We start from the raw sequence: 11,631 nt of genomic DNA on the forward strand, positions 1-11,631 counted from the left end.
TCCCCTTCCTTCTGCTTACCAGAACCGCGAGAGTCTTCGTGGTGGGCCGGACCCTGTACACATAGCTTTGCACTCGTGGATTGTAACATAACTTGTACGCTTTCCCAACACCCGACACGAGGCTCTTTGCAGCATTCGAAAGCGGTTTTAAACGCCGTTTTTCAACACGAGAGGTCCTCTCTCGTAACTTCCGAGGCCTTCCCTCCACACAAGCGCACCACCCTGGAACGCTCGATCATCTCCTCCTCGAAGTAATCGAGGTTGGTCGTGGAAACGACCACCTGCGTGCTCCCGAGGAAGTACTCTGAGAGATACCTCCGCCTCGACTCGTCGAGCTCGCTCATCACGTCATCGAAGAGCAGGATCGGATCCTCGCCCGCGATCTCCCTGACGAACTCCCTCGCCGCGAGCTTGAGCCCCAGCGTGGCGAGCCTCTGCTGTCCCTGCGACCCGTAGGTCGTGAGGTTCACCCCACCGAGCAATACCTCCACGTCGTCCCGGTGCGGCCCGACGGAGGTGCTGCCGCGTTCTATGTCGGCCTCGTGAGCTTCTCTGAGAGCCTGCGCGTACTCTTCTGGTGTCGCACTATAGGAGTAGCGCACGGCGGCCTTCTCGGGGCCATACAGGGCCCTCAGAGAGCGTGTGAAGTGTTCGGCGAGGGCGGGGAAAGCTTCCGAGCGCTCTTTCAGTAGGGTGCGTCCGAGCTGCACCACCTTGCGATCCCAGGTGGAGAGCGTTTTGCGGGAGGAGAGCCCGTCGCGTATGCGACGCAGGAGCTGGTTGCGCTGCTGAACGGCCTTCGCGTACTCGGAGGCGGCGCGGGAGTAGGACGGCTTCAGGGTGGAGAGCAGCGCGTCGAGGAACTCCCTGCGGTCCGAAGGAGCTCCCTTTACGATCCTTATGTCGTCGGGGAAGAAGGTTATGACGCGTATCCCGGCGGCGCCGGCGGCATACTCCGCGAGAGAACCCGTCGGCGATCCGTCGACGCTCAGTCGTTTCTTCTGTCCCGGCGCATACCCGACGGAGACGCGCCGCTCTCCGCCGGATCCGAGAGAGACCTTCATCTCCACGCGGGCGAATTCCTCCCCCCAGCGCACCACCTCGGAATCGTTGGACGTGCGGGGAGAAGAACCAGAGGCGGCGAAGGCCAGCCCCTCGAGCAGGTTGGTCTTCCCCTGCGCGTTCTCGCCGAATACGATGTTGAGCCCGGGGGAGAGCGTGACGCTGGTGTCGACGCAGTTCCGGAAATTCACCAGCCTTATGGCCTCGATGTACCGCATTTCAGCGGAATTCTATGCGCCGTCCGGCGACCTCGACGACGTCCCCGGCCTTCATCCTGCGCCCGCGCCGGGTCTCGACCTCCCCGTTGACCCTCACCCCCCCGCTCTGGATGAGCACCTTTGCCTCTCCACCGCTGCCGACGACGTTCGCCGCCTTCAGGGCCTGACCGAGCGTCATGCCGGAAGGCAGATGCACGGGCTATCCCAACCTCAGACGCGCGCCGGATCGCGCATCGGCATGATCAGGTACAGGAAGTTATCCTCCTCGTCGTCGCCTCCGGGCACGATGAGCGCCGGCTTGAGAGACTCGTTGAACCTGAAGAGCACCCGCTCCGAGTCGACGGCGGAGACCCCGTCGAGCAGATATCCGGGGTTGAACGAGATCTGGAACTCCTCCTCGCTCGTGGCGGGTAGCTTCTCGTGCGCCTCGCCCAGCTCCTGGCTGCGAACCGACACCTCCACCTCACCCTCGGCGAAGGAGAGCGTCACCGGAACGGGCGGATTCTGGCGCTGCGTGAAGAGGCTCACCCGCCGCAGCGTGCCCACGAGCTCCTCCCTCGGAACGTAGACCTCCCTCTCGAACCGTTCGGGCAATAGCCTGCGATACTCGGGGAAGTTCCCCTCTATGAGGCGCGTCCCGAACAACACGTCACCTATCCGAAAGAGCGCCTGATTCTCCCCGAGCACAACCTCGATGTTCTCCTCGCCGGAACCGGAGAAGATCCTCCCAACCTCCTGCATCGCCCGGGCCGGGATGATAGCGTCCCGCTTCCCCTCGAAGTTGGTCACGATATCGGTCTCTTTTATCGAGAGCCGGTAGGAGTCGGTCGTCACCATCCTGAGCCGGGCACCCTCGAAGCTTATGAGTATGCCGGTGAGGACCGGACGCGTCTCGTCCCTGGAGTACGACCTCGAGACCTTCTCCACGGTCTCGACAAGGACCTCCCCAGAGATCGCGAACGCGTCCTCGGCCGTGAATACGGGTAGCTTCGGGAAATCTTCCACGGCGTAGGACCTTATCCGGTATTCGTTCTTCCCCGCAGCCAGACGCACGGTGCCCTCTACCGACTCGTGCTCCAACACCAGCTCCCCGACAGGCAGCGACCGTACGATGTCGTTGAAGATTCGGGCCGGAATGACCACCCGCCCTTCTTCCTCGACCTCGGCCGGCGAAGAAGTCTGGATCGAAACGTCCATGTCGGTCGCAGAGAGCCGTAGCTCGCCTTCGGTGCCTTCGAGCATTATCCCACCCAACACGTCCACCGAAGATCTGGTTGATACCCCCCGCGAGACCAGCGCGAGCTTCCTGCCAAGTTGTTCCGTGTTACAAACAGCCCTCATGCGACCTTCCTCTCGACCTTATTATTATTAAACTAACCTTATCTTATTTAGAATAATAATATTAATAAGGGCTGTGGATAGTGTGGATAACTCGGGAAATCCCTTTACTCAAGCGGGAAACCAGCCAGGGCGCCTGTGGATAAATCTGTGGATAACTCCCCCCACCCTGTGGATAGCCTGTGGATAACTCGCGAGTTATCCACAGGCCGGACTTATCCACATTTTTATCCACAGGGTTATCCACAGCTTTGACCCCTCTTATCCACAGGGTTATCCACAGGTGTGTAAGCAATGTATGTCTGCATCTTGTGATATATACGATCAACGGTATTGAGTTATCCACAACTCACCCCGGTTATCCACAGTTTTTGTGGATAACTCGACGCTGGCTGTGGATAACCCGGCCGGGTTATCCACAGGGTTTCGGTCGACCTGTGGATGGATTGTGGATAACTAAAGAAACGTGCGTTTCTTTTTCGGTTACAAAATACCACCCTGGGGTATAGGGGTATGAGGGTAAATGGGGGTGGTTTGGTGGTTTGGATCATCTCTTTGACTTTATCTGTTGGGTGAGGTCGTGGATCTGGTTGAAAGCGTCGCGGTCGTTGTTTATCAGGTTGGCGATCTTGTTGGTTGCGTGCATGACGGTGGAGTGATCGCGGCCGCCGAAGGCCTTACCTATCTTGGGCAGGGATTCGTCGGTGATCTCGCGGCACAGGTACATGGCCACCTGTCTGGGGTAGGCGAAGGTTTTGGAGCGGCTCGATCCTATGAGGTCTTGTCGGGCTATACCGAAGTAGCGGCACACCTCGTGCTGGATGAGCTCTATGGGTATCTCGCGGTAGGGCTGGTCTGGAAGTATGTCCTTGAGGACTTCTTCGGCGAGGGCCACGGTGACCTCCCTTCCGTAGAGGGAGGCGTAGGCGAGGATGCGCACCAGGGCCCCTTCCAGCTCGCGGATGTTCGTCGAGACCTTCGATGCTATGAAGGTCAGTACGTCGTCGTCCACCTCGAGCTTGTCCATCGCCGCCTTTTTGCGCAGGATGGCTATCCTGGTCTCAAGATCCGGTGGTTTTATGTCGGTTACGAGGCCCCACTCGAAGCGCGAGACGAGCCGGTCTTCGAGCGTCTGGATGTAGCGCGGGTGGCGGTCGGAGGTGATCACGATCTGTTTGTTCTCTTCGTAGAGGGCGTTGAAGGTGTGGAAGAACGCCTCCTGGGTCTCGACTTTGTTCTCGAGGAACTGGATGTCGTCGATGAGCAGAACGTCGTTCTCCCTGTAGCGCTTCTGGAAGCCGAGCGGGTCGTTCTCGCCTATCGAGTTGATGAAGTCGTTCGTGAACTGTTCGCAGGTCACGTACCGGACGCGCATGCTGGGGTCCTGCTCTTCGACGTACTGACCGACCGCGTGCAGCAGGTGCGTCTTGCCGAGGCCCACCCCGCCGTAGATCAGGAGCGGATTGTAGACCACGCCAGGGGATTCGGCGACGGCCATCGCCGCGGCGTGGGAGAACCTGTTGCCGGCCCCGATGACGAACGTGTCGAACGTGTACTTGGCTTTGAACGGTCTAGGGGTCCTGGCGCTGAGGACGTGCTCGACACCGCTGCCGCGTTCCGCCCCGTTCTCCTTCCCGGTGTTTCCGACCAGGACGTCTACGGAGCTCCCTTTCCGACCGAGAATGTGATCCAACGCCTCTTCGAGCGTCGGTCGAAAGCGGCTCTCTATGTACTCCTTGGCGAAGGAGTTGGGAACGGAGATTTCGAGCCTCCCGTCATCGAGGGACACGGGGACTATGCTCTCGAACCATACCTTGAGCGAGGATTCGTCGATCTCCTCGGCGATACGGCTGAGAACCTCCGCCCATACCTCCTCTATCCTGCGCGCCACGACCGTCTCCCCCTTACACCCAACTGGAGATTATTGTCCGAACGAGGTCGCGTCCGAGCGGTGAGATGAAGCGCTTGCCCGACTCGTCGCAGAGGAGCAGACCCTGCTCCTCCAAAACGGAGAGGTCACGGTAGGCCGTGCTTACGCTCACCTCAAGAACCTCGGCCACGGTGGATGGACCCGCCTCTCCTTCTTCCATGACCGTTATGAGGGCTTTCTGCTGTCTCTCGGAGAGGTTTATCTTCGGTACGGCATCCGGGTAGCGCGGCCGCGTCGGTTGCTCCTTCGCCCGCGGGCTTTCTCCTTTCTCCTTTATGGAGATGGTCACCACGGTTCCGGTGCCGATGTTGTCTTCTATCTCCACCGTGCCACCGGCCTTGGCCACCGCCTCCCGGGCTATGCCGAGGCCTGCACCCACCCCTCTGATATGACTCAGTACCTCCGGACGGGCTCCGCTGAACCCGAACTCCATGGCTTTCGATTTGTCCTTTATCCCAGGCCCTCTGTCGGAGACCCTTACGGTCCTCCCTCCATCCAGTACCGAGACGACAACACCCCTGTATTCGGCGTGGATCAAATTCTGGATTATCTCGCGCAGGGCTTCCTCCGGGAAGCCATCCGCTACGTGCTCCATGATCACGCGCGTGAACTTGGGCGTGGCGGCACGCGGCCCGGAGGCGGAGACTTCCATGATCTCGGGCCCGCCGCCCTCCGGATAGACGACCACCCTGATGCCTAACTCAGCCCGCCCCGGCTCGCCCGATGTCTGCTCTGCACCGATCATCCCCGCCACGGAATTTAACGCACCATCACTCCTCATGCCAGAATCAGGGATTAAAAAAACCCGTTTTGCAGGTAATTGGTCTATTTATCCACACAGTTATCCACAGGCTGTGGATAACTGTGTGGATAAAACCTCGTCAGGGAGTTCGGCGTGGGCTTCCATGGCGGCGTCAAATCATGGTGTAAACCTGGTTTTGCAGGACTTTCTTTATAAAAACGTGCGTATTGTAGGTGGGTTTTCGATCCTCTGTTACTCCTGGATGCCGTCGTGCCGTTTGGATATACTCCTGGGCAAAAGATCTTTTGACGGGCGTAACGAGAAAGGAAGTGCTTCCATGAAGCGTACTTATCAACCCAACCGGCGCAAGCGTGCGAAGACTCATGGTTTTCGCCGTCGGATGCGCAGCGTCGGTGGCCGCAGGATCCTGGCTGCTCGACGCCGGCGTGGCCGCCGCAGGTTGACCGTCTGATCCACCACCACACGCTCTCCTGTGGCGCGGGTTTGACGCGGGCTCGGAAGATGCGCCTCACCGATTCGCGGGACTTCGAGCGCGTTTACCGTGAGGGGAGCGTCTACCGCGGGAGGCTGCTCTCCGTCCATGCCTACCCCAACGGGTTGGAGAACCCCCGCCTGGGCCTGGCCGTCTCCAAACGCGTGGGGTCTGCCGTGATCCGTAATAAGCTGCGGCGAAGGATCAGGGAGATATTCTTCTGGCGTCGTTCGAGGATCGATGGCAAGGGATATGACCTCGTGGTGTCGGCGCGTCCCGCGGCGGCTTCGGCGAGCTTCGGAGAGCTCGAGGACGAGTTCGACCGTGCCCTCGAGAAGCTTGTGAACGGGACTGGTGAAGGGCGGGGTGACGTATAGGGGACTGGTTCGGGCCGCGAGCGGTTATACTGCATTGTGTCGGAGGGCGAATCCCGAGCCGTGACGTCCTCCGGCCGAACGGAATGAAGTTGGGACGAAGAACGGAAGATGACTGATCCTACCTATATTCTCCTGGCGTCGAGCCCGACCAACAACGGCATAGTACGCTTTTTCGAAAACGTGCTCAGCCCGCTGATAGGCCCCCTGGGCGATGGCTTGAAGTTCTTTCATTCTCTGGGCCTTCCGTGGTGGTTGAGCATCGTCGTGATTACCGCCATAGTTCGCTTTCTGCTCTTCCCTTTGACCATAAGACAGGTGCGGAGCATGCGGGCTCAGCAGCAGCTGCAGCCGGAACTAAAGCGGATCCGTGAGCGGTTCAAGGACGACCCGCAGAGACAGCGGGAAGAGCAGATGCGCCTCTTCCAGGAAAGGGGCGTGAACCCCCTCAGCGGATGCCTGCCGGCGCTCATACAGCTCCCCATCTTCCTCAGCATCTACTACGTGATCAGGGAGTTCGGAGGATACTTCGGCCAGCCGCCGCAGGTGCCGAGCTTCAGGACGGGTGGCTTCTTGTGGTTCACCGATCTCTCTCAGGCAGACCCCTACCACATCCTCCCCATAGTCTCCGCCCTGACCATGGCGGCCGGCATGGCGATCACGATGAGGGAGAACCCGGCACCGGCCCAACAGCGAATCCTCATGCTGATCCTGCCGTTCGTCTTCATGATCTTCTTGTGGAACTTTCCTGCCGGACTCTTCATGTACTGGATCACCACGAACGTGGTGACGATAGTTCAGAACTACGCTATCTACGGATACGGTATCGGTGGTACCGGCCACAGGTCGTCCGATCAGGAGAATCCACAGCCCGAACGGCGGATGACTCAGGAAGAGGCCGCTGCACACGCGAGAAAGGTAGCCAAGAGGAAGCGGAGAAAGAAGAAGAGATGAGCCGATCGGTGGAATTCAACGGAGCAACGGTTGATGAAGCTGTCGAAAGGGCCTGTTCTGCTCTGAGCCTGAAACGGGAGAACCTGCACTACGAGATCCTCGACGAGGGATCTTCTGGTTTTCTCGGTATAGGCGCCAGAGACGCGAGGATCTTGGTTAGAGTTCCCGAAGAGGAACCCAGCGGGGAGGCTGGCAGCGAGGAGGCGGCCATCTCTCTCAACGATTCCGTCCCAGAGGAGGACTTCAGCGAAAACGGTCGGCCTTCTTCTACTCCGAACGGCACTGAAGGAGAGGTTCCAGAGGAGATACTTCGGGATATCAGGGATTATGTCTCGAACGTCATCTCGCAGATGGGTATAGATGGAAGGGTCGACGTCTACGATGCAGGCGATTACATAGCCGCTGACGTCAACGCCGTCGAAACGGGTCTCTTTATCGGACAAAAGGGGGAGACCATCGACTCCCTCCAGTACCTGGTAAACGTTACGATGGCCAAGCGACACGGGTTTACGAAACGGATCATCCTCGATTCGGAGGGTTACCGCCAACGCAGAATAGAGGCCCTGCAGGGGATGGCGCACCGCAGCGCTCGTAGAGCCTTGCGAGAGCGCCGGACGATCGAACTGCCGCCCATGAGCCCGGCCGAACGCCGGATAGTGCACCTCTTCCTCCGGGACGACGACCGGGTCACTACCTTCAGCGAAGGGTCGGGCGAAAACCGCCGGGTGAAGATCGCCCCGGCCCGCCGACGCGTTTCACGTGAAACGCGTCGGTAGACGACAACGGTTTGTAGTGACAAACATCTGTCGCTGGTTCTCTGGGTGGCGGAGTTTTGGGTATCGTTTCACGTGAAACGGAGAAGGAGCGGCTAGGGTTCCTCATCGAGGAGCAGTTGTCGAGTTGGGGGAATGAGGTTGGGTGGGATCGGGTAAGGATGCTCATCCGTTACGCCGAGCTTCTGGGTAGCTATGAGAAGGCCAATGTAATCGGGGACAGGGGGCTCGAGCGTATAGTCAAGCGTCATGTCCTGGACTCGTTGTCTTGCTCGATCGGTGATCGTCTCGCGGGGGTGCGCGATATAGCCGACATCGGGAGTGGTGGCGGGCTTCCCGGCATACCGCTCGCGATCCTCCTGCCGGCGGTGAAAGTTTTGCTCGTCGAATCCGCGCGCCGGAAGGTTACGTTCCTTCACCGCGCATTACGGGAGCTGGATTTGCCGAATGTTCGTGTGTGGTGTGGGAGGGCCGAAGATCTCGGGCGTTCTCCGGAGCACCGTGAAGCCTTTCAGGTGGCCGTCAGCCGGGCGGTGGGGCGGCTGGACGAGGTTATGGAGTATTCCCTACCGCTGGTGGAGCGTGGAGGATTGATGGTCGCCATGAAAAGAGAAATTTCCACCGAAGAGATCCAGAAAGGCGAAAGAGCCGCCGCGCGCCTCGGGGGAGGAGAGCCGGTGTTCGAAGAAGTAAGGTTTCTCCCGGAGGTGGGGAACGCGGGTCATGGGATCGTCACCGTGAGCAAAGTCTCCGCGACGCCACGAGAGTTTCCGCGAGCTCCGGGGAAGGCCCGGAAAAAGCCGCTCGGGGGGTAGCTGTGTCGCGGGCCATGTTAAGATGCAGCCGGTGAAGCGGGTAATAGCCATAGTCAACCAGAAAGGCGGCGTGGGGAAGAGCACCACGGCCATAAACCTGGGTGCATACCTCGCCAAGATGGGGGAAGAAGTACTCGTAGTGGACATGGATCCCCAGGCCAACGCCACGAGCGGTCTCGGGGTGACGCCTGGTGAAGGAGCCTGCATGTACGACGTCCTCCTCGAAGAAGCGCCGCTGGAAGACGTCGTGGTAGCCACTGGTATCGAAGGCTTACATCTAGCACCCGCCAGCGTTCACCTCGTAGGAGCAGAAGTCGAGCTCACCTCCGCGCTGGCACGAGAATTCAAGCTGAAGAAAGCCATAGAGCAGTTGCCGGAGGAGAAGTACGGCAGGATCCTGCTCGATTGCCCCCCATCTCTCGACTTTCTGACCATAAACGCCCTCACTGCCGCCGACGAGGCCCTCATTCCCGTGCAGTGTGAGTACTATGCTCTCGAGGGGCTCAACCACCTGAGGGAGACGATAGACGAAGTACGGAAGTATCTGAACCCCCGGCTGGAGATAGGCGGGGTCCTGCTGACGATGTTCGACGTACGCACCAACCTCGCCAAGCAGGTTGCGGAAGACGTCCGCGCCTTCTTCGGGGACAGGGTGTTCAGGACCGTGATCCCGCGCAACATCCGCCTCAGCGAGGCACCGAGCTTCGGGCTACCCATAATCCTGTATGCTCCGAAGAGCAGTGGAGCCGAGGCCTATGCGGCGGTGGCCGAGGAGGTGAAGAGCCGTGGGTAGGAGGGGGCTTGGCCGCGGGCTCTCCGCGCTGATAGCGACGGGTGAGAGCGTCGCCGGTTTCAGGTTCGAAGAGCTCCCCATTACGGCGATACGTCCCAACGCTCGTCAGCCGCGCCGGGATTTTCCCCAGGAAGGGATACGAGAGCTGGCGGCGTCCATAAAAGAGGTCGGGATACTCCAGCCTCTGGTGGTGAGGCCTGCCGGGAGCGGGTTCGAGCTCATAGCCGGAGAGCGAAGGTTGAGGGCCGCGCGCGAGGCCGGGCTGGAGAGAGTGCCGGTGCTCATACGGCAAGCAGGGGAAGGAGAATCCGTCGAGCTGGCTCTGGTCGAGAACATTCAGCGGGAGGATCTGAACCCGCTGGAGACTGCCGGAGCTTACCAGGCCGTGATGGACAGCTTCGGCCTCACCAAGGAGCAGCTCGCGGCTCGGCTCGGGAAGAGCCGAGCCGCGATCTCCAACACGCTACGGCTAATGCAGCTACCCGACGCCATAAAAGCGCTGCTCGTAGAGCGAAAGCTCTCGGAGGGGCACGCCCGGGTCCTGCTCTCCCTTCCCGACGAGCAGAGGATGAAAACGTTGGCGGAGCAGGTGATCAGAGAGAAGCTCTCGGTGCGAGCCACCGAGCAGCGAGCCCGGGAGATGCTGCGCGCGGGAGAGGACCAGGATCCGAAGGGCGATCGAAGAGCCGGGAGGAGTCGCCCTCCGGAGCCGTACGAGAGAGCCTCCCGCGACATACAGCAGGTGCTGTCGATGCCCACACGCATCCGACCCCTCAAGCGGGGAGGGAAGATAGAGATCCGGTTCTCCAGGCCGGAAGAGCTTGAGGCCTTCCGCTCCCTCATCACCTCCCTGAGAGAGCAGGGACGGTAGCCTTCAGAAGCTCTCCCCTCCGTCCTCCGAGAGGATCATCACGTCCGTAGCCTTTATAAGGGCGGTAGCGTGCTGGCCGACCTGGAGGTTGAGTTCCTCGGCGCTCTCGGTGGTGATGAGGGCCACCATATGGTTGTCGCCGACCTGAAGCGACACCTTCGTCGCGGCCTTGCCCTTGACGACCTCCGTTATGACGCCGGGCAGCTTGTTGCGGGTACTGGCCTTCATCGCTTCCCTCTCCTTTCTCTCGACACTGCCAAGATCCCGAGCTGGAGGGCCAGCCGGGCCGACGGGTCCTTCAAGTCTAGCCCCGTCAGTTCGCCGATGCGCGCCAGACGATAGATCATGCTGTTACGATGGAGGAAGAGCCTGTCCGCGGCCTCGCTGGCGTTCGCGTTCGACTCGAAGAACACCCGGAGGGTACGAACCAGGTCGCTGTTGTGATCCTCGTCGTAGGAGATGAGCGGCGAGATCAGCTCCCTGAAGGGGAGGAGGGCCTCCGAAGCGGAGAGGTCTTCCAGGAGCGCCAAATAGCGGTTCTGCTCGGACATCCGTGGAGGATTGTATTCCGATCGCGCCGCAGAAGTAAGGGCTCTCTGCGGATTCCCATATGTACTGGGAAAACACCCCGTGCTAAACTGGGGAACGCTTGGTGGAGCGAAAGGAACGACGCGAAAGCACGGGTCAGGGAGAACGAGGGATGCGCCGCGCGAGCCGATCGCTTCGCCCCGTTCGTTTGCTCCAGGCAGAGCGAAAAGTCGGGAAAGGAGGAAGCTTTTGCGAAGGATACGGATGACCGTAGACGGCCGACCCCATGTGGCGGATGTAGAACCGAGGCTTCTCTTGCTGCATCACCTGCGGGAGAACCTCGGCATAGGAGGCGTCCACTGGGGGTGTGACACCACCAGCTGCGGAGCCTGTACGGTGCTCATCAACGGAGAGTCGGTGAAGAGCTGCACGGTGCTCGCGGTGCAGGCCGACGGGTGTGAGATCACCACCGTACGCGGAATCTCCAGCGATGGTGAGTGGCATCCGGTCCAGAAAGCCTTCCACGAGAATCATGGATTACAGTGCGGTTACTGCACGCCGGGGATGATCATGGCCTCCGTGAGCCTCCTCAAGGAGAATCCGGAGCCCAGCGAGCAGGAGATCCGGGAAGCGCTCGAAGGGAACCTGTGTCGGTGCACGGGATACGAGAACATAGTCAAAGCCGTACAGCAGGCGTCCCGCGAGATGCGGCAGACGACGGCGTCCTGAGCAGAGAGAAG

General features: G+C 60.2%; 15 protein-coding genes. 8 read left to right on the top strand and 7 right to left on the bottom strand.

Annotated features, from left to right (window positions below; genetic code table 11):
* Positions 1–161: 161 nt before the first annotated feature.
* The 5 genes from recF to AC6EKW_RS01835 all read right to left on the bottom strand — a co-directional run bounded on the left by recF (position 162) and on the right by AC6EKW_RS01835 (position 5,293).
* Positions 162–1,280, bottom strand: coding sequence for a DNA replication/repair protein RecF (gene recF / locus AC6EKW_RS01815; protein ID WP_498513515.1), 1,119 nt, complete (start codon positions 1,278–1,280; stop codon positions 162–164).
* Between the two features lies 1 nt (position 1,281).
* Positions 1,282–1,476, bottom strand: coding sequence for an RNA-binding S4 domain-containing protein (locus tag AC6EKW_RS01820; protein WP_498513516.1), 195 nt, complete (start codon positions 1,474–1,476; stop codon positions 1,282–1,284).
* 14 nt (positions 1,477–1,490) lie between these two features.
* Entirely contained in the window at positions 1,491–2,621 is a 1,131-nt protein-coding gene (gene dnaN / locus AC6EKW_RS01825) for a DNA polymerase III subunit beta (protein WP_498513517.1), read from the bottom strand.
* A gap of 544 nt (positions 2,622–3,165) precedes the next feature.
* Positions 3,166–4,509: a chromosomal replication initiator protein DnaA gene (dnaA, locus tag AC6EKW_RS01830; protein ID WP_273887188.1), complete on the bottom strand. Its 1,344-nt coding sequence runs from the start codon at positions 4,507–4,509 to the stop codon at positions 3,166–3,168.
* A gap of 13 nt (positions 4,510–4,522) precedes the next feature.
* The gene (locus AC6EKW_RS01835; RefSeq protein WP_273887187.1) at positions 4,523–5,293 is read right to left on the bottom strand and encodes an ATP-binding protein; all 771 of its coding nucleotides are present in this window, start codon (positions 5,291–5,293) and stop codon (positions 4,523–4,525) included.
* Between the two features lie 334 nt (positions 5,294–5,627).
* On the opposite strand from AC6EKW_RS01835, the gene rpmH reads away from it, so the two are divergent.
* The 7 genes from rpmH (at position 5,628) to AC6EKW_RS01870 (ending at position 10,363) form a co-directional block, all read left to right on the top strand.
* Positions 5,628–5,762: a 50S ribosomal protein L34 gene (rpmH, locus tag AC6EKW_RS01840; RefSeq protein ID WP_273844858.1), complete on the top strand. Its 135-nt coding sequence runs from the start codon at positions 5,628–5,630 to the stop codon at positions 5,760–5,762.
* Positions 5,763–5,794: 32 nt separating this feature from the next.
* On the top strand, positions 5,795–6,160 hold the full coding sequence (gene rnpA / locus AC6EKW_RS01845) for a ribonuclease P protein component (protein ID WP_273887186.1): 366 nt from the start codon (positions 5,795–5,797) through the stop codon (positions 6,158–6,160).
* A gap of 108 nt (positions 6,161–6,268) precedes the next feature.
* Positions 6,269–7,111, top strand: coding sequence for a YidC/Oxa1 family membrane protein insertase (locus AC6EKW_RS01850; protein ID WP_273887185.1), 843 nt, complete (start codon positions 6,269–6,271; stop codon positions 7,109–7,111).
* Positions 7,108–7,887: an RNA-binding cell elongation regulator Jag/EloR gene (gene jag, locus AC6EKW_RS01855; protein WP_273887184.1), complete on the top strand. Its 780-nt coding sequence runs from the start codon at positions 7,108–7,110 to the stop codon at positions 7,885–7,887. The genes AC6EKW_RS01850 and jag overlap by 4 nt, the downstream gene beginning before the upstream one ends.
* A 56-nt stretch (positions 7,888–7,943) precedes the next feature.
* Positions 7,944–8,699, top strand: coding sequence for a 16S rRNA (guanine(527)-N(7))-methyltransferase RsmG (rsmG, locus tag AC6EKW_RS01860; protein WP_498513518.1), 756 nt, complete (start codon positions 7,944–7,946; stop codon positions 8,697–8,699).
* 31 nt (positions 8,700–8,730) lie between these two features.
* Positions 8,731–9,492: a ParA family protein gene (locus AC6EKW_RS01865; RefSeq protein ID WP_273887182.1), complete on the top strand. Its 762-nt coding sequence runs from the start codon at positions 8,731–8,733 to the stop codon at positions 9,490–9,492.
* Positions 9,485–10,363: a ParB/RepB/Spo0J family partition protein gene (locus tag AC6EKW_RS01870; RefSeq protein WP_498513519.1), complete on the top strand. Its 879-nt coding sequence runs from the start codon at positions 9,485–9,487 to the stop codon at positions 10,361–10,363. The genes AC6EKW_RS01865 and AC6EKW_RS01870 overlap by 8 nt, the downstream gene beginning before the upstream one ends.
* A 3-nt stretch (positions 10,364–10,366) precedes the next feature.
* Here AC6EKW_RS01870 and AC6EKW_RS01875 read toward each other — a convergent pair whose 3' ends face one another.
* Positions 10,367–10,591, bottom strand: coding sequence for a TOBE domain-containing protein (locus tag AC6EKW_RS01875; protein WP_498513520.1), 225 nt, complete (start codon positions 10,589–10,591; stop codon positions 10,367–10,369).
* Complete coding sequence (locus tag AC6EKW_RS01880) at positions 10,588–10,914, bottom strand: PucR family transcriptional regulator (protein WP_273887179.1); 327 nt, start codon at positions 10,912–10,914, stop codon at positions 10,588–10,590. Before AC6EKW_RS01880 ends, AC6EKW_RS01875 begins: the two co-directional genes overlap by 4 nt.
* 241 nt (positions 10,915–11,155) lie before the next feature.
* On the opposite strand from AC6EKW_RS01880, the gene AC6EKW_RS01885 reads away from it, so the two are divergent.
* Positions 11,156–11,620 (top strand): (2Fe-2S)-binding protein, encoded by a 465-nt coding sequence (locus tag AC6EKW_RS01885; protein WP_420542029.1) that lies wholly within the window; start codon positions 11,156–11,158, stop codon positions 11,618–11,620.
* The last annotated feature ends 11 nt before the right edge of the window (positions 11,621–11,631 follow it).

It is taken from the genome of Rubrobacter sp. M3-4, from assembly GCF_059772285.1.